General features: G+C 68.8%; 16 protein-coding genes. 5 read left to right on the top strand and 11 right to left on the bottom strand.

All coding sequences use genetic code 11. From position 1 onward, the window contains the following. Positions 1 to 76 precede the first annotated feature (76 nt). The 3 genes from NDR87_RS03675 to NDR87_RS03665 are packed head-to-tail and all read left to right on the top strand — an operon-like array spanning position 77 to position 2,999. Positions 77 to 1,726 carry an AMP-binding protein gene (locus NDR87_RS03675; protein WP_251908767.1) on the top strand — a complete coding sequence of 550 codons (1,650 nt, stop codon included), beginning with the start codon at positions 77 to 79 and terminating at the stop codon, positions 1,724 to 1,726. Beyond that, the gene (locus tag NDR87_RS03670; RefSeq protein ID WP_251908768.1) at positions 1,723 to 2,637 is read left to right on the top strand and encodes a phosphopantetheine-binding protein; all 915 of its coding nucleotides are present in this window, start codon (positions 1,723 to 1,725) and stop codon (positions 2,635 to 2,637) included. Before NDR87_RS03675 ends, NDR87_RS03670 begins: the two co-directional genes overlap by 4 nt. Further along, positions 2,634 to 2,999 (top strand): hypothetical protein, encoded by a 366-nt coding sequence (locus NDR87_RS03665; RefSeq protein ID WP_251908769.1) that lies wholly within the window; start codon positions 2,634 to 2,636, stop codon positions 2,997 to 2,999. Before NDR87_RS03670 ends, NDR87_RS03665 begins: the two co-directional genes overlap by 4 nt. Before the next feature lie 42 nt (positions 3,000 to 3,041). Here NDR87_RS03665 and NDR87_RS03660 read toward each other — a convergent pair whose 3' ends face one another. Beyond that, positions 3,042 to 4,157 (bottom strand): BTAD domain-containing putative transcriptional regulator, encoded by a 1,116-nt coding sequence (locus NDR87_RS03660; RefSeq protein ID WP_251908770.1) that lies wholly within the window; start codon positions 4,155 to 4,157, stop codon positions 3,042 to 3,044. A gap of 126 nt (positions 4,158 to 4,283) precedes the next feature. Here NDR87_RS03660 and NDR87_RS03655 point away from each other — a divergent pair, with 126 nt between their 5' ends. Then, positions 4,284 to 5,531, top strand: a complete 1,248-nt coding sequence (locus NDR87_RS03655; RefSeq protein WP_251908771.1) for a serine/threonine-protein kinase — start codon at positions 4,284 to 4,286, stop codon at positions 5,529 to 5,531. A 14-nt stretch (positions 5,532 to 5,545) separates the two neighbouring features. Here the strand turns inward: NDR87_RS03655 and NDR87_RS03650 are convergent, their stop codons facing one another. The 8 genes from NDR87_RS03650 to NDR87_RS03615 form a co-directional block, all read right to left on the bottom strand. Further along, the gene (locus NDR87_RS03650) at positions 5,546 to 5,815 is read right to left on the bottom strand and encodes a hypothetical protein (RefSeq protein WP_251908772.1); all 270 of its coding nucleotides are present in this window, start codon (positions 5,813 to 5,815) and stop codon (positions 5,546 to 5,548) included. Between the two features lie 144 nt (positions 5,816 to 5,959). Then, positions 5,960 to 6,463, bottom strand: coding sequence for a S26 family signal peptidase (locus NDR87_RS03645; RefSeq protein WP_251908773.1), 504 nt, complete (start codon positions 6,461 to 6,463; stop codon positions 5,960 to 5,962). Beyond that, positions 6,460 to 8,304 (bottom strand): ABC transporter ATP-binding protein, encoded by a 1,845-nt coding sequence (locus NDR87_RS03640; RefSeq protein WP_251908774.1) that lies wholly within the window; start codon positions 8,302 to 8,304, stop codon positions 6,460 to 6,462. Before NDR87_RS03640 ends, NDR87_RS03645 begins: the two co-directional genes overlap by 4 nt. Then, positions 8,301 to 8,840, bottom strand: coding sequence for a TlpA disulfide reductase family protein (locus tag NDR87_RS03635; protein ID WP_251908775.1), 540 nt, complete (start codon positions 8,838 to 8,840; stop codon positions 8,301 to 8,303). The genes NDR87_RS03640 and NDR87_RS03635 overlap by 4 nt, the downstream gene beginning before the upstream one ends. Positions 8,841 to 8,856: 16 nt before the next feature. Beyond that, positions 8,857 to 9,423: a MauE/DoxX family redox-associated membrane protein gene (locus NDR87_RS03630; protein WP_251908776.1), complete on the bottom strand. Its 567-nt coding sequence runs from the start codon at positions 9,421 to 9,423 to the stop codon at positions 8,857 to 8,859. A gap of 86 nt (positions 9,424 to 9,509) precedes the next feature. Next, on the bottom strand, positions 9,510 to 9,695 hold the full coding sequence (locus NDR87_RS03625; protein ID WP_251908777.1) for a hypothetical protein: 186 nt from the start codon (positions 9,693 to 9,695) through the stop codon (positions 9,510 to 9,512). 25 nt (positions 9,696 to 9,720) lie between these two features. Continuing rightward, entirely contained in the window at positions 9,721 to 10,662 is a 942-nt protein-coding gene (locus tag NDR87_RS03620; RefSeq protein WP_251908778.1) for a helix-turn-helix domain-containing protein, read from the bottom strand. A gap of 130 nt (positions 10,663 to 10,792) precedes the next feature. Further along, the gene (locus NDR87_RS03615; RefSeq protein ID WP_251908779.1) at positions 10,793 to 12,424 is read right to left on the bottom strand and encodes a M4 family metallopeptidase; all 1,632 of its coding nucleotides are present in this window, start codon (positions 12,422 to 12,424) and stop codon (positions 10,793 to 10,795) included. A gap of 214 nt (positions 12,425 to 12,638) precedes the next feature. Here NDR87_RS03615 and NDR87_RS03610 point away from each other — a divergent pair, with 214 nt between their 5' ends. After that, the gene (locus NDR87_RS03610) at positions 12,639 to 13,265 is read left to right on the top strand and encodes a LysE family translocator (protein ID WP_251908780.1); all 627 of its coding nucleotides are present in this window, start codon (positions 12,639 to 12,641) and stop codon (positions 13,263 to 13,265) included. Between the two features lie 69 nt (positions 13,266 to 13,334). On the opposite strand, the gene NDR87_RS03605 is transcribed toward NDR87_RS03610, so the two are convergent. Then, positions 13,335 to 14,675, bottom strand: coding sequence for an MFS transporter (locus NDR87_RS03605; protein WP_251908781.1), 1,341 nt, complete (start codon positions 14,673 to 14,675; stop codon positions 13,335 to 13,337). 166 nt (positions 14,676 to 14,841) lie between these two features. Then, positions 14,842 to 15,987: a diguanylate cyclase gene (locus NDR87_RS03600; protein ID WP_251908782.1), complete on the bottom strand. Its 1,146-nt coding sequence runs from the start codon at positions 15,985 to 15,987 to the stop codon at positions 14,842 to 14,844. Positions 15,988 to 16,001: the final 14 nt, after the last annotated feature.

Raw genomic sequence — 16,001 nt, 5'->3', positions numbered from 1 at the left:
TCGCCTCCGAAGCTTTCGCTAAGCGTCGAATTTTACCGTTGTCTCGTCCATTCGGGATCGACCGGGAGGGGCGGAAATGACAAGTGCCGATGGGGATTACGGGCGGATGCCCGCCCAGACGGTGGTCGACGCCATCGCGCGTAACGCGGGCGACGCGACCGTGACCGTGCTCGGCGAGGACAACCTCGGGACCGCCGTCTGCTGGGCGAGTGTGCATCAGCAGGCTCGCCGGTTGGCAACCGTGTTGAGCGCCGAAGGAATCGGCCCGAACCGACGGGTGGGGCTACTCGGTGACACCAGCACCGAGCTCATCTCGGCGCTGCAGGCGGTGTGGCTGTGCGGGGCGGCGGTCACGATGCTGCCCGCCTGCGCACCCGGCTCCCGCGACGAGCTTGCCCGAAACGTCGCCGCGACAACCGCCGACGCCCGACTCGACCTCGTCGTCGTGGACCCGCCGACCGCGCCGGTCGCGCGATTCGTGCCGACCCGGGCGATGGCGCTCACCGATCTCCTCGCCGCGGCCCAGCGCGTCGATCCGAGCGATCCGCGCCGCACCGACCCCGACAGCCTGGCACTGCTGCAATACACCAGCGGATCCACGCGTGCGCCCCGCGGCATCCCCGTGTCACATGCGCACCTGGCCGCCAATATCGCGGCGATCGGAGCGGCCGTCGAGTATCACGGCGGTCCTCGCGACCGCGTGCTGAGCTGGCTGCCGCTCTATCACGATCTGGGGCTGATCTGCTTTCTGGCGCTGCCGATGTCGTGCGGTGGCGAACTCGTGCTGGCGTCTCCGACGGCGTTCGCGCGACGACCGGCGTTCTGGCTGGAGGCGATCTCGAGGTACCGGATCACGGCATCGGGCGCGCCGAACTTCGCCTACGAGCTGATGGCCCGCGTCCTCGCCCGCGACCCCCGGCTCGACCTGAGCTCGCTTCGACTGCTCATCAGCGGCGGCGAACCGGTGAATGCCGACACCATGGCGCGCTTCACCGCCTCGGCGCGGCGATGCGGTGTGGAGCCGTCGGTGGTCGTGCCCGCCTACGGACTCGCCGAGGCCACCGTGGCGGTGACCATCGCGCCCCTCGGTGCCGGGGTCGTCGTGGACCGGGTCGATTCACTCGTCTTGGAATCGACCGGGCGGGCGATTCCGGCGGCGCCGGGCGCGCGTGTCCGGGAATTGGTGAAGCTCGGTCCCGCGGTGCGCGAGACCTCGATCCGAATCGTCGACCAGCGCACGGGCGAGCCGCTCGCCGAACGGACCGTCGGCCACATCGAGGTTCGCGGTCCCGCCGTTGTCGGCCACGGCTGGCTGCGCACGGGCGACATCGGCTATCTGACCGAGGACCGGCAGCTGGTCGTGTGCGGTCGGGCGAAGGACATGCTGATCGCCTGCGGCCGCAACATCTTTCCGCAGGACGTCGAGGCGGCGGCGGCCCGTGCGCCGGGAGTGCGTCCCGGTCGGGTCGCCGCGTTCGGGGTACCGGGCGAGCTCGGTGACAACCTCGTGCTCGCCGTGGAGTCGGACGGCGACGGCACCGACGAGCTTCGCCGCGACATTTCCGCGGCCGTTGTCGACGGCGTGGGCCTGCGTCCGCACGCCGTCATCGTGCTACCGCCCGGCGGCCTGCCGAAGACCTCGTCGGGGAAGTTGCGCCGTGCCGAGGCTCGCCGCCGCTATGCGGCGCAGGTACCGACCGGAACCCGGGAAAGGACATTCCAGTGACCACGATCGACCGCATCGACGTCCGCACGGCCGCGCCGGCGGCGAACCGGGAAAGGCTGCGCGCCGAGCTCGCGGACCTGGTGCACCACGACCCCGCGGCCCTTCCGGATACCGCTCGTCTGATCGAGGACCTCGGCCTGGACAGCCTCGCCATGATGACCGTGTCGGCGTGGTTGGGCTCGCACGGTGTACGCATGCGGACCGACCAGGGACGCCGCGGCACCGTCGGCGATGTCCTGTCGCTCGCGGAAACCGTTGCGGACAAACCCGTTCGGCTCACCATCCGCGCCCCGGCTGGGTCGTCGGGCCCGCACGTGGTCCCCGAACCACCACCGTCGCAACCCGATCCGCTCGCTCCTGTCCTTCAGAGCGCGGTGTTTCGGCTCGATGCCCTCCAACCGCTCGACACCGAATACCTCTACGCGCTCGCGGTTCGTCCGGAGAACTGCTTCCGCTGGCGCTACCGCGGGGTGCCACCGGCGCCCGAACGCTTCGTCGAAGAACTGTGGGCGCAGGTGGTGACGCAGTACGTCGTGCGTCGCCTCGACGACAACCAACCCGCCGGGCACGTCGTCGCCTACGGCGCCGATCGCAACGTCGGTCACGCCTACGTCGGCGCCGTCTTCGAGCCGACGTACGCCGGAACGGGACGGGCTGCCGAGGTGATCACCCTGTTCGTCCGATATCTGTTCCATACCTTCCCGTTTCGCAAACTGTATCTGGAGGTCCCCGGATTCAACTGGCCACAGGTGAGAAGTGGCGAGGGCCGGTACTTCCAGGTCGAGGGCCGACTGCGCGACCACGTCTACTACGCCGGGCGCTATTGGGACCAGTACCTCTGCGCGATTTACGCGGATCAGGCGTTCGAGGAACCGACCTCGGATTGTAAAGATGAAAGGAAACCGTCATGAAGTCGACCGTTCGCCGCCGGATGCTCGTCGGCGCATCCAGCCTCGGCGTCGCCGCCGCGGCCCTCGCGCCGTCCGGCGCATATGCCCAGGCCGCTCCGTCCTCGACACCGGAACCCCTGGCCGCGGCAAGGTTCGAGGTCGCCAACGACCGCACCCCGCTGCCGCCGTGCGTCGATGTCCGTCACTCGACCGATTGGCGCCAGAACAAATTGGACGTCAGGAACAATTGCAGCTACGGGGTCAACTGGTTCGTCGACAAGGAAGGGCCCAACCTGGATTGTCGGCATACTCCGGCAGGGGGCCGCGACCGCGTGACCTGGGGTATCCAAGACGCATACCACGGGACGTACAAGTGCGGGTGAGCGAGCGGGCGAATCCCAGGGCTTGCCCTGGGATTCGCCCGGCTACTCCTCGGCGAGGATCTCGACTCGCATGGCGGTCGAACCGATTCGGATCGTATCGCCGTCGGTGAGCAGGGTGTCGTCCACGATTTGTGTTCCGTTGACATAGGTTCCGTTCGCCGAGCCGAGGTCGACGAGCAGCATCCCGGCCTCACGAACGACGAGCCTCGCATGATGTCGGCTGACGCGCGCGTCGTCGACGACCAGATCGTTGTCCGGAAGTCGGCCGATCCGAATCCCGCTGTCGATCTCGACCGTTCGCCCGTCCGACAGGCGCAGTGCCGCGCGCGGTGCGGATTGCGTGGTCTCCAAAGTGGTTCCGCCGCGCGGTAACTCGATCGGCAGCAGCGGCTGCTGGCGTCGCACCTGCCGCTCGAGGGCAAGGGTGACCGGATCGGGATCGAGCCCCTCCAGCTCCGCCAGATTCGTCCGTAACCGTCGGCACGCGTCGAGCGCCTCGGCTTGCCTTCCGGCCAGATACAGCGCGGTCACGAGCCTGCGCCACACGGCCTCGTTGACCGGATGCTCGGCCGCCAGTGCGGCCATTGCGCCGACCGTCTCGGCCGCATGCCCCAGGGCGATCTCGGCGTCGACGCGGCCCAGCACCGTGGTCATGCGGCGGTCGACCAGCTCGGCCGCGAAGTTGTCGGCGAATTCGAGGTCACGCAGGTCGGCGAGCGGATCGCCGCTCCACTGCGCCAGTGCCGCATCGAAGTGCTCGAGCGCGCCGGCGTGATCACCGGCCGCGGCCGCCGCGGTGGCGGCGGCTCGCTCCGATTCGAAACGTGCTACGTCGCAACAGTTGTCGGGGAGGTCGAGCTGATAGCCCGGGTTGATCGTCCGAACGATCGCGGCCGGGTCGGTCCCGGCCGTGCGCAGGGCCTTGCGAATATCGGCGACGAACACGTGCAGGGTCGGGGCGAAGCGACGGGGCGGACGGCCGTTCCAGATGCCGTTGGCCAGCGCACGAGACGACACCACCCGACGCCGATTGACGGCGAGCATCGCCAGCACCGCCCGGGACTTGGTGCCACCGATATTCAGTGTCGAGCCGTCGACCAGCAGGCATACGGGTCCCAGCAAGCGCACATCCACCGACGGCACCTTCTCGTCGGGCATTTGTCCAGAATACCGTCGGCCGCAGGCGGTGGAGCAGCGAGTATTCTGGAATCCGTTCTCGCCCAGGAGGGGAGGTGCACGATGGCCGCCCCGTCGTTGCAGCGGGGCACCGTTTTCGCTGACCACATGATCGTGGAACGTCTCGGCTCCGGCGGTATGGGCACGGTGTACCTGGCACACCACCCGCGCCTACCCCGGTCGGTGGCGTTGAAGGTGCTGGATCCCGAGCTGGGTTCCGATCGTCGCTTCCGGATCAGGTTCGAGCGGGAAGCCGATCTGGTCGCCCAGCTCGAACATCCGAATATCGTCGGCATTTACGACCGCGGCATCGAAGGTGGGCTGCCGTGGATCTCCATGCACCACGTCCCCGGCGGTGACCTCGCGCGCCTCATCCGCCGACATCGGCGCGGCCTGGATCCGCGCCGCGCGGTACACATCGTGACCGAGGTCGCCAAGGGCCTCGACCACGCCCACCGGCGTGGCATCGTGCACCGAGATGTCAAGCCCGCCAACATCTTTCTCGGCACCGACGGCCGCGTGTTGATCGGGGATTTCGGTATCGCCCGCGCCACCGACGCGGAAGCCACCCAGACCGGCGGCCCGCCCATGCTCACCCGGGCCTACGCCGCGCCGGAACAGTGGGCGGGCGGTGGCACCGAACCGCGGACGGACGTCTACGCCCTCGGTGTCACGTTGTTCGAACTGCTCACCGGCCGGCTCCCGGGTACCGGTGTGCCGCAACGGCTCCCGCCGCGCCTGGCGGCCGTCATCGCCAAGGCCTCCGCTTCCGACCCGGCCGACCGCTACCGGTCCTGCGGCGAGCTGGCTGCCGCCGCGACCGCCGCGCTGTCGACGAACCCTCGCCGCCCCATCGCAGCGGTCGCGGCGGGCGCGACCGTGATCGCGGGGGCGGCCCTCACGGTCTGGAACCTCATGCGCCCCGACCTCGTCGACGGCGATCCGTGGCCCGCACCGGCGATGGTGGAGATACCCGGCCCACCGTTCCCGCTGCTGTGCCCCACGCCCTACCTGAAGTCCGACCGCGGCCCCAAAGGACTGTGTACCGCGGTCGACGCCGCCAAGAACGAGGCCACCTTCTACTTCTACTACCCGCGCACCGGGGAACGGGAGTACCGGGAAGGACCCTTCGCGATCGAGGGCCCGAGCGATCCCGTCAAAACGCAACGGGACGGCACCATCTATGTGAGCGGCCCCATTGTGAAGTCGCGGTTCATAGGCGCGGTCAATGTCGGGCACCGCTACGACGCCGACCGGGCGCACGGCGCCTTCGCCCGCGACACCTTCGGCGGCCTGTTGCCTTTCCAGTCCGCCTTCGAATCGCTACCGGTATGCCGCACCATCGCGGACTGCTGACCCCGATCCGGTCGTCACCGCCTGCCGCGCCGATGCGGGCTGGCCAGCGTGAGCTCGGAGGGTGAGAACGCGAGTGTGTCCGTGGATCCCGCCGGGCGCACCCGCAGATAGTCGGGTTCGGACGGGTCGGCCATGCCGACAACCTTTCCCGATCGGCCCGCCTCGATGCCGACCGCGGCGGCGGTGAACCACACGGTGGGTTTCTGTCCCGCCTCGATACGGGCGGCGAGCTGCCGGATCTCACTGTCCGACAACGACTTCGATGTGGTGCGAGGAAGCGACACGATGCACTCCGGACAAAACGGCGAAACCTGGTCTACTGACGAGCATGCCCGAGGGCGGCCCGGTCCGCCGAATGAGAGCGACGGCCCCGGCCCGCACTCGAACATGCGTTCGAGAACGAGGGTAGCCTACCGGAGTCGTGCTGCCTACCCGCCCACGGACCTCGCCCGCGCGTCCGCAGGCTCGACGACCAACGCCTCCGCGCTACCCGGCAGACGGCACAGGACCGTCCCGAGCACCCGTTCGGCCGGAACATAACCCACCCTGCGGGAGTCGAAACTCACCCGCTTGTTGTCCCCCAGCAGCACCAATCGACCTTGCGGCACAGATGTTTCCGGAACGCGGGCCAATGCCGGGACCTGTTCGCGCGGCACCGGGTCACCCGGGGCGGCGGCGACCCGCTTGATCATCCACCGGCGGGCGGAGAGCCCGGCGGCCGCGTGTACGCAGCGCCGCCACGGCTCGCCGCCGATCCCGAGGTGCTCCACCACGACGACATCGCCGCGCGCCGGGAGCCCGCCCCGACGAACCAGCACCCGATCACCGCTGCGATAGGCGGGCTCCATGCTCGCGCCGCGAACCGTCACCGCGACCAGTTCCCCCCGCAGCGCGGCGACGGCCAACCGCGTGACCGCACGCAGGGTTCTCATCGCTCCCATGCGAATTCCTGCTCGCCGACCACGCCGTCCCGATAGCCGGTGGCCTGCAGGGTGAACAGTTCGGCGTACCCGCCGCCCGCGGCCATCAGCTCCTCGTGGTTGCCCTGCTCCACGATTCGGCCCTCGGACAGCACGGCGATCCGGTCGGCCTCCCGGACCGCGCTCAGGCGGTGCGAGATGAGCAGGCTGGTCCGTCCGGTGCGGTGCCGCCGCAGTGAGCGGTGGATTTCGTGCTCGGCGGCGGCGTCGAGATCGGCCGACGGCTCGTCCAGGATCAGCAGCTCGCGTTCGTCGCGCAGGAAGGCGCGGGCCAGCGCGATCCGCTGCCACTGCCCGCCGGACAGCGAGACACCCGACGCCGGATCCTGCTTGTCCGCCTCCAGGAAGAACATGCGAGACAGCAGCGTGTCGTAGCCGCGCGGCAGTGCGGCCAGCGTCCGATGCACACCGGCGAGCTCCGCTGCCGCCCTGATCCGAGCGGGATCGGCCCGCCGCAAGTCACCGACGCCGATGTTCTCCGCGGCGGTCAGGTCGTAGTGCATGTAGTCCTGGAACACCGCGCAGATCCGCTCTCGCAGCACCGCGGGATCCACGTTCCGGATGTCGACGCCGTCCCAGAGGATCGCGCCCTCGGTCGGGTCGTAGAACCGGCACAGCAACTTCACCAGGGTGGACTTTCCGGCCCCGTTCAAACCGACCAGGGCCAGCGAAGTTCCATGGGGGATGCGCAGATTCACCCCGCGCAGCACCCACGGATGGTCCGGGCTGTAGCGGAACCACACATCCCGCAGCTCGATTCCGCGTCGCAGTCGCGGCAACTCGGCGGGTGGGTCGGCGACCGGCAGATCCCGGTCGGCCGCGACCACCGCGAGATAGTGGTCGAACATCAACAGCGCCTGATGCGATCGCGCCACCTCGCCGGCGAATGCGACCAGCCCGCTCTGCACTCCGGCGACCGCGGCGATGAAGAGCGTGACCTTGCCGACGGAGAACCTGCCGTCCAGCGCCCCCGAGACCGCCCAGAACAGGCCGCCGGATGCCACGATCACACCCAGCGTCGCCGAGGCCGCCTGGATGCCCACCTCGCGCCGGTCCACCAGCTGCCGGGCCAGGTTCGCCGCGCGGCGGTCGGCCCGCATGCGTTCGCGCAGGAATGCGCCGATCGCGAACAGCCGCACCTCTTTCGCCGCTTCGACACTGCTCAGCAGCCTGCCGTAGAAGACCTCCCGCCGCTCGATGGGTCCGATGGTCCACAGCATCGTGGCCCGCTGCCGGGACAGCCAGATCTCGGCCGCCAGGGTCGGCACACCGGCGGCCAGCACGATAGCCGCGATCACGGGACTGAACAGCAGCAGCGATCCGAGGAATCCGGCGATGGTCAGCACCGCCGTGACGAGGCCGAGCACACCGTCGACGACGGCGCCCGGTGTCGCACCACCGGCCTGCTGGGCCAGCCGCAACCGATCCAGAAAGCGGGGATCCTCGAAACGACCCAGCCCGCCGAACCTTTCGACGGTCGCGAACAGCCGATCCTGGGCGACGAGCCCGACCTCGCGATCCAGCTGCGCCCGCAGATACCGCGTCAGCTGCGGGCCGACGGCCGCCGCCGCGCCGGTCACGCCCAAACCCGTTGCCAGCCATAGCAGAACGGTGGGCTGCGCCTTGGCCACGAGCGAGTCCAGCAGCAGGGTCGTCAGCCACGCCCCGACCACCGGTAGTACGCCGATGATCAGACTGCACGCCAGATGGAATGCCAGAATGCCCGGCGCGGCCGTCACGGCGAGCCGACCGGCCGCCCGGATGCGCGGTGCCACGGCGGCCGGTCGGCTCATGCGGCGGTCCTCGCGGGCTGCTCCAGATCGACCCTATTCGTCTTCACCACCACCGAATTCCCCTTGCCGGGACCGACCTTGACCAGGGTCGGGAAGGCATGCGCCTGGAACGCCGCGGCCATTGTTCCGTCGGTGCCGTCCAGCACCACCCGCGACACCGGACGCAACGCGGCCACGAACTCCGTCGCCTCCTCGGGTGCGCCGACCACCACCGCCACCGGACGTGGCGTCCCGGCGGCGGTGGCTCGGGCGTGCTCCACGAATTTCGGCAGCTTGGCCTGGCACGGCGCGCAGGTCGGCGAGAAGAACGCGACGAGGGTCTCGTCGGCCAGCAGATCGGTGCGCAACGGTTCGCCGTCGACGGTGGCGGTCTCGAATTCGCCGACCTGCTCACCGATTCCTATGATCGGGGCCTCGCCCCGATTGGACAGCAAATCGGTGTGCTCGCGCAGCCGCGCGATCACACCCACGGTCAGTATCAGGTTCAGGATGCACAGCGCGCCCACCAGTACAACGCCGAAAATAAGGAAATTCATTGCGATTCCTCGTCTCTCACCGGGCGCCGACGGCAGCGCCAGGAACTTTCTCGATCGGCTGGAACAATTCGACGATGTGATCCGCGAAGACGACCAGGCAACCGGTCAGCACTCCACCGAGAACGGCGATGGTCGCCGCGCCGAATTGCGCGGTATCGGCCGCCCGGCCCGACAACAGCGCCGCGGCGCCGATGGCCGCGACGAGGGCGAGGACCAGATTGCGCCCGGCCTGCCAATAACTCATCGGAGTACTGGACCGACCGAAACACCGGCACGGCTCGCGCACCCCACGGTGCACCGCCGACGCCACCGCGACCGCGAACACCGCGAGCATGACCGCGGCCGAAACCAACCCGATCGCCCTGGCCTCCCGGAGGGGGTTCGCGAGCAGTACGCACACCGCGACCTCGACCGCGACGATCGAAACGGCCAGTTTGCGTGTCATATTCGAGGGAACCGCCCGCATGCCGCGCACCGACTCGGTGAATGCCGCGAGCGATCCGCGCCGCGCGAGCTTGCCGAATGCCGACACGAGGAAGATCGTTCCGATCAGACAATTCACCCCGATAGCCAGATACTGCACCGGTACACCTCTCGATAGATTTCCGTCCCGGGTTGGGCCGCATCGAAACCGCGCCGGTAGCCACGGCCCAACCCGAGAGTTCGCGATTACAGGCAGCGGATGTCGTAGCAGCTACCGGTGTCGCAGCAAACCCCGGTGCACGGCCGGCCGTTGCACTGCCAGCACTTCTTCCAGCTGCCCGGCCAACACTTGGCCTCCATGGCCTCGGCCTCGACCGCGGGCACGAACTTGCCGAGGAGTGTGGCCCCCAGATTCTCGATCGCCTTCAACATTCGGAATCTCCTTGTCTCATTTCCGTCAACCCGCCTGGGTGACATCAACAACGTTGCCCGCAATATCCGGCCGAGTATTGAAGGAATTCGCAACGGCGACAGCCGGTTCCAGGTCCGAAAGTGTGGTAGTCGCGGCCGCGCAGGCCCGATGCCAGGCGGGCTCGCGGGTGACCAGGGCGCGGGCGGCGAGATGCTGGCGCGGGGTGCGCCCCACCATGGCCCGCATCTCGCGAGACAGATGCGCCTGATCGCTGAAGCCGCAGGCCATGGCCGCGGCGGCGGGTTCGGCGGTGCGGTCGAGTTCGAACAGGGTGCGGCGCAGGCGCAGCACCCGGGCCGCGGTCTTGGGACTCAGGCCGATCTGTTCGCGGAACCGGTTGTCCAACTGCCGCCAGCCCCAGCCGGTGCGGTCGGCGAGGCGGCGGATCGGTATGGTCCCGCCGCTCGCGGCCAGCAGGCGCCAGGCCCACTCGATCTGGGGCGCGCACCGCGGGGCGTGCTCGAACCAGCGCAGGAGCGTGGCGTCCACGAGTGCGAATCGCTCGGCCCAGGAACGGGTTTCGGTGAGTCGCTCCGCCAGTTCCCGGACCCGGCCGCGGGGCGCCACCAGTCGGTCGGCCAGCTCGTACATGGGGTCGGAAAACAGCGAATAGGCCGCCCAGGGCTCCAGCATCACCTCCACGCCCGCCAGTCGGCCATTGTGCTCGGAAACCCTTGCGCCGGTGCGCAATCCACCGATCGCGGGCCCTTGGATTCGACCGCCGCCACGATGGCCGGCCAGGCGCACCGACAGGTTCTCGTCGAACAGCCACAGCGACACCACGCCGTCGGGAGCGTCCCACCGTCGCCTCCCTTTCTCCAGATCGAACCGGAATCCCCGGTAGCCCAGCACCCCGGGCGACAACCGGGGATGCGGGCGGGCGGAGGCCCATTCCCACGTCGAGTCGGGGCAGATCGAACATCGCATGAATCGCTCCCTTTCGTGCATCGGAGTTCACGCCTGCCTTCCGAAAGCGTTGGGAGGCAGGCAATGCGCGCGAACCACGGCCACCGCCCCCTCGTCCAGGGCGCGAGGCGGTGGCCGGGCTTCTCGGGCGCTAGCCCGCGGTGTTCAGGGTCGGCATCTTGACCGCCTTGACGGCGTTGGCGACCTCGGTGCAGTCGGCCTCGGTGGTGCCCGCGACCCTGTTGGTCACGTTGGCCCTGCACGCACTGGTCAGCGTGCTGCCCAGGGTGCGGTAGGTCGCGTTGGCGGTCAGCATCGTCTGGGTGGTCCAGTACAGTGCGGCGGCCTTTTCGATGCCGATACCGGATACGGTGACGCCGTTGTGTTTTCCGCCGTCGACCATGAGCTGGGCGGCCTTGTTGCCGACGCCGCTGTTGGTGTGCACACCACCGCTGTCGGCGGTACCGGTGTACCAGTAGGCGCCCCGGTAGGTATCGGGCTGGCGGTGTGCCTTGGGGTTCTTCATGTCCCGGACGACTCCCGCGGCACTGCAGGCGCCGAGCTTCCACCGGTTGGCCGGGGTGTTGCATTTGTTCGCGGTGTCGGTGAGGAAGACGAGTTCGCCGAAGATGTCGGACATCGACTCGTTGATGGCGCCGGGCTCGTTGCGGTAGACCAGCCCGCTGGTGTGCTGGGTGACGCCGTGGGTGAGCTCGTGGCCGACGATGTCCTCGGTGGCCATGCCCTCGGCGAAGGCCATGGTCCCGCCCCGCCACATGGCGTTGACCCGGACGGTGGCACGCAGGGCCTTGCCGTGCTCATCACCGGCGTCGGTGCCGAGGAGTGCGGTGAGATCCTTCAGCTGGGTGTGCTTGCGGTAGAACCCGTCGGTGTTGCCGAGGTAGTCGTACACCTCGTCGACGTCCTTGATGCCGGTCGGTGACTGGCCCTCCACACGGGCGGGTGTCACACCGTTCGGGCCGCCGCATACGGGGTCTTTCGGCCCATTCGGATCGGGCGGCTTGTTCTCGGCATCGCACACCACCCGGGTGAGATGCATTGTGGTGTCCCAACTGTCGAGCACCCTGCCGGTGTCGGTGGCATCGACGAAAACGACGAATCGGCCGACTTTGTCGCCCTCGACCTCGACCTTGAACGCGGGCACGGCGACGCCCGTGCCGTCCGGTGCGGCCGCCAGCTTCGCGTCGTACCAATAGGGCTCGATCGCACCGGGAGTCAGCTTGCCGGGCGAGGTCTTGGCTCGCTCGGCGATCGCCCGCACCGCCGTCTCCGCCACCGCCCGCGAGGGTTCGGTGGTGGCGAAGCGGCCCTGCGACCTCTGGGTCAGCGACCCGGCGGCCGAGACCAGCGAGCCGTCCTCGGCCAGCAGCTGTGCGACCGAGGCGCCGAATACCGGCACCGAGTCGATCTCCTGGCGCAACCGGACGGTGGCGCCCGCACCCACGGGCAAAACCTGGTCGACCACCAGGGTGCCGATCTGGCGGCCGGTGAACATCTTCGCCACGCCCGGGGCGTGGGCCCGGGCGGCGGCGGGGGCCTCGCGCGGAGTGCCGGACGGGACCGGGAGCGGCTGCTGGGGCACCACCTGCTGGGTCGTGCCCTCCGGATCCTGCAGTACCGCTTTGGGAACGGCGATCAGATCCGAACTGTGCGGCGGGGGCGTGGGCGGCTCGCCGTAGGCGCTCGTCGACACGAAAATCGTTGTGGCCAGCATGATTACGGAGAGGGCGGTGTAGCGTGCCGCCCGCTTTCTGGGATCCATACTGCTAGATGGAATCATGGGAGCAGCGGAACTGGGTTCGAAATATGTTGTGGTACAACGGTTTACGGAAAACCGGCTGGTTTACCCCGCCTACCGTGGTTTACCTGGAAGGTAAACCTCCGACGGAGGCGATCGGGCGGAGCGGCCGCCTTCGGCGACCCGACCACTTGTCGGCCAGGATGACGACCGGATGGTTCCGTGCGATGCTCGGCCGATGACGTGGTCGATTCTGAGTGGATTCGTGCTGGCGGTGACGTTGGCGGCGATGGTGCCCGGTCCTACCACCGCCCTGGTGATTCGACGCAGCGCACTCGGTGGTGCGCGGGCGGCGGTGCCGATCATCGGCGGGATGGAGATCGGCATCTACGGGTGGGTCGTTGCCTCGGCGCTCGGATTGTCGGCACTGGTCGCGGCGAGCAGTGCCGCGTTCGTGGTGATCCGGATCGTGGGGGCGGTGGTGTTGGTCGTGCTGGGCGTACAGGCCTGGCGTGCGGCCCGGCATCCGGTCGCCGAAGCGGTGGACGAGCGTGCCGTCGGCGCGACGATGTGGCGTGCCGTCTCCACCGGGCTGCTCACCAATCTGACGAATCCGAAGGTCGCGGTCTTCGCCTTCGCCTTCTATCCGCAGTTCGTCACCGCGGGAGCGGATATCCTCACCACCACCCTGCTGCTCGGACTGCTGCATGTCGTCATCGACACCGTGTGGTTCCTGGTGGTCGCCACGTTCGTCGGCCGTGCCCGCGCCTTCTTCACGCGAGCACGGGTGCGGCAAGGGCTGGAGCGGGTCACCGGCACGGTACTCATCGCCCTCGGCGCCCGGCTCGCGCTGGGTGAGGTGTGACGTCCAGGAACTCGTCGGGGACTCAGGGGAGCGCGCGCACCCGTTGCCCACCAGGGAGGACGGGGGTGATCAGGGCTGTGCGGGCATCGAACCGAGCGGCCGCCGCGTCACGGTCTCCGGCAGCACCCAGACGCTGGCCAGCGTGCACAGGGCCATGAGCATCAGGAATCCGGATACCGCCGCCGTGCCGCCGGTCGCGGCCAGCAGCGCGGTCATCAGGAATGGGGTGCCGCCGCTGACCAGGATCGCGGCCAGCTGATAGGCCAGGGTAATGCCCGAATAGCGGATCCGCGGCTCGAACATCTCGGCCAGGAACGCGGCCACCGGCCCGTACAGCAGACCGCCGCCGATACCGCTACCGACCAGTGTCGCCAGCACGATGGCGACAAACGAGCCGGTGTTCACTAGCCAGAAGTAGGGAAAGGCCCAGACGGTCATGATCGCCGCACCGGCCAGCATGAGCGGGCGGCGGCCGTACCGGTCGGACAGCGATCCGGCGAGGTAGCAGACCGGAGCGGACGCGGCAGAGGAGAGCATCGATACCGTCAGCAGCTCGTCCCGGGCCAGTCCGAGTTCGCGGACGCCGTAGTCGAGCAGGCCCGCGACGCTGATGTAGAAGCTGGCGTTGCCGCTGAACAGCAGGGCCGCGCCGAGCAGCACCCGCTTCCAATGTCTGCTCAGTACTTCGAGAACGGGCGCCTGGGCCACGGCGTTCGAGGCGTCGAGGGCGCGCGCCCGCAGTCGGCGGAACTCCGGCGAGTCCTCGATCCGGAGCTGGATGAACAACACCACGGGGAACAGCAGGACGCTGGCCAGAAACGGTATGCGCCAACCCCATTGGAGGAAGGCCGGGCCGGAGACCAGCCGTCCCACGAGCAGGAAGGCCCCGGTGCCCAGCAACAGCCCGAAGGGCACGCCCAGCTGTCCGAAGGTGCCGGCCCGGCCCCGGCGGTCGGGCCGGGTGGTCTCGGTGAGCAGCAGGGTGACTCCGCCCCATTGGCCGCCCACCGCGATGCCCTGCAGAAATCGCAAGGTCACCAACAGGATCGGCGCCGCCGTCCCGATCGTCGCGGCGGTCGGCAGCAGGCCGATGGCGCAGGTCGCCGCCGCGACCAGGGCCAGACAGGTGACGAGCGCGGGCTTGCGTCCGACCCTGTCGCCGATGTGCCCGAAGATCAGTCCGCCCAATGGCCGGGCGATGAATCCCGCCCAGAAGGTGCTGAAGGACAACAGCGTTCCCACCAGCGGGGAGGAGCCGGGGAAGAACAGCGTGCCGAAGACCAGGGCCGCGGCGGTGCCGTAGATGAAGAAGTCGTACCACTCGATCGAGCTGCCGATCAGGCCCGCGGCCATGAGTTTACGCAGCTTCCGCTGATCCGATGTGGTGGCAGCAGCCGGCTCCGATGTCATGGCGATCTCCAGATGGGCAGGGGGCAATTATATTGGCCGACTGGATGAATGGGCGGGTAAACGGCGCGGGCCGCGATCGGGTTGTCGGTCATGGGCTTTCGTCGTCGATCGGTGTGCTTGTCGATGACCGTGACGGACCGTTTACGGCGCTTCGGTGAACCGTTCATCACGCGGCCCCGTGCTCGGTCCTTCCGCCGCCGATATCCTCCGCCCACTCGTTCGGTTCGGCGACCGCCACGGCGTTGCCGCCCCGGCGTTTCGCTCGATACATCGCGGCGTCGGAGCAGCGCAGCACGCGGTGGCCGGTACTCGGGTCGTCGGTGTGCGAGGTATCGACGACCGCGATTCCCACGCTGGCGGTGATCGTGATCGGCAGCCCGGGCATCGTCTCGACGGCGCGGCGCAATCGATCGGCGACCGCGACCGCGGGCTCCTCGCGCAGGCGGCCGACGACCACGAATTCCTCGCCACCGGTACGCGCCACGAGGGAGTCGGCGTCGGCCGCCGCGCGCAGATGCGCCGCGGCCCGCCGCAGGACCTCGTCGCCGGCCGGGTGGCCGAAGGTGTCGTTCACGATCTTGAATCGGTCCAGGTCCAGCGTGGCGGCGTAGACCGAGCCGTTCGCGCCGGGGGTGAGGTACCGCCACAGGTAGTAGTCGAGCCCGCGTCGGTTCAGCAGCATGGTGAGCGGGTCGATCAGCGCGTTGAGCCGCCACAGCCAGCGGCAGAACTGGGCCGTCGGCAACCCGATCACGTTCAGCGAGACCGAGATCAGCACAATGGCGGCGCCGAGCCGATAATCACCGGCCGCGGCGCCGGTATGCGCCGGATCGTCGATGGCCAGCAGGACGACCAGCGCAAGTATCGATACCGACGTCCAGCCGACATGCGCGGCCAGCACCCGCTGCCCGTGGAATGCGCCCACGTACAGTCCCGGGACCGCCAGCAGGGTGGTCACCAAGGCGCCGTAGAGCCGGTTCTCGGCAGCCACCGCACCGAAGGTGATGGCGAGGTCCGCACCGGCGCACCAGAGCAGTGATTCGGCTCGACCCGGCCACGGCAGCAACCACCAGCGCAGCGCCCACATCGCCGTCAATGCCACGATGAGGGTGCATCCCGCCGCGAAGAACGCGTTGCGCGGCCCGATGTGCGACATCATCGACAGGATGGTCACCAGTGACATCACCGCGCCCCCGGCGCCGATCATGAATTTCACCGGTCGCACCGCCGAATGGAACTCGAGCACGGCGACCAGCCCGCGGTAATCGACCCGGTCGTGCCACCAGGTTCGAAGCAACGATTCGTCGAACATTCGCCACCGCCTCG

The sequence above is a fragment of the Nocardia sp. CDC159 genome (genome assembly GCF_023740735.1).
GTDB lineage: Bacteria > Actinomycetota > Actinomycetes > Mycobacteriales > Mycobacteriaceae > Nocardia > Nocardia pulmonis.
This window is presented reverse-complemented; position numbering and strand designations above follow the sequence as displayed.

Coding starts and splice junctions, on each gene's coding strand:
- NDR87_RS03625 (WP_251908777.1), bottom strand. CDS start 9,695: ATGTTGAAGGCGATCGAGAATCTGGGGGCCACACTCCTCGGCAAGTTC.
- NDR87_RS03610 (WP_251908780.1), top strand. CDS start 12,639: ATGACGTGGTCGATTCTGAGTGGATTCGTGCTGGCGGTGACGTTGGCG.
- NDR87_RS03645 (WP_251908773.1), bottom strand. CDS start 6,463: ATGAGAACCCTGCGTGCGGTCACGCGGTTGGCCGTCGCCGCGCTGCGG.
- NDR87_RS03655 (WP_251908771.1), top strand. CDS start 4,284: ATGATCGTGGAACGTCTCGGCTCCGGCGGTATGGGCACGGTGTACCTG.
- NDR87_RS03660 (WP_251908770.1), bottom strand. CDS start 4,157: ATGCCCGACGAGAAGGTGCCGTCGGTGGATGTGCGCTTGCTGGGACCC.
- NDR87_RS03620 (WP_251908778.1), bottom strand. CDS start 10,662: ATGCGATGTTCGATCTGCCCCGACTCGACGTGGGAATGGGCCTCCGCC.
- NDR87_RS03615 (WP_251908779.1), bottom strand. CDS start 12,424: ATGGATCCCAGAAAGCGGGCGGCACGCTACACCGCCCTCTCCGTAATC.
- NDR87_RS03605 (WP_251908781.1), bottom strand. CDS start 14,675: ATGACATCGGAGCCGGCTGCTGCCACCACATCGGATCAGCGGAAGCTG.
- NDR87_RS03665 (WP_251908769.1), top strand. CDS start 2,634: ATGAAGTCGACCGTTCGCCGCCGGATGCTCGTCGGCGCATCCAGCCTC.
- NDR87_RS03635 (WP_251908775.1), bottom strand. CDS start 8,840: ATGAATTTCCTTATTTTCGGCGTTGTACTGGTGGGCGCGCTGTGCATC.
- NDR87_RS03675 (WP_251908767.1), top strand. CDS start 77: ATGACAAGTGCCGATGGGGATTACGGGCGGATGCCCGCCCAGACGGTG.
- NDR87_RS03640 (WP_251908774.1), bottom strand. CDS start 8,304: ATGAGCCGACCGGCCGCCGTGGCACCGCGCATCCGGGCGGCCGGTCGG.
- NDR87_RS03600 (WP_251908782.1), bottom strand. CDS start 15,987: ATGTTCGACGAATCGTTGCTTCGAACCTGGTGGCACGACCGGGTCGAT.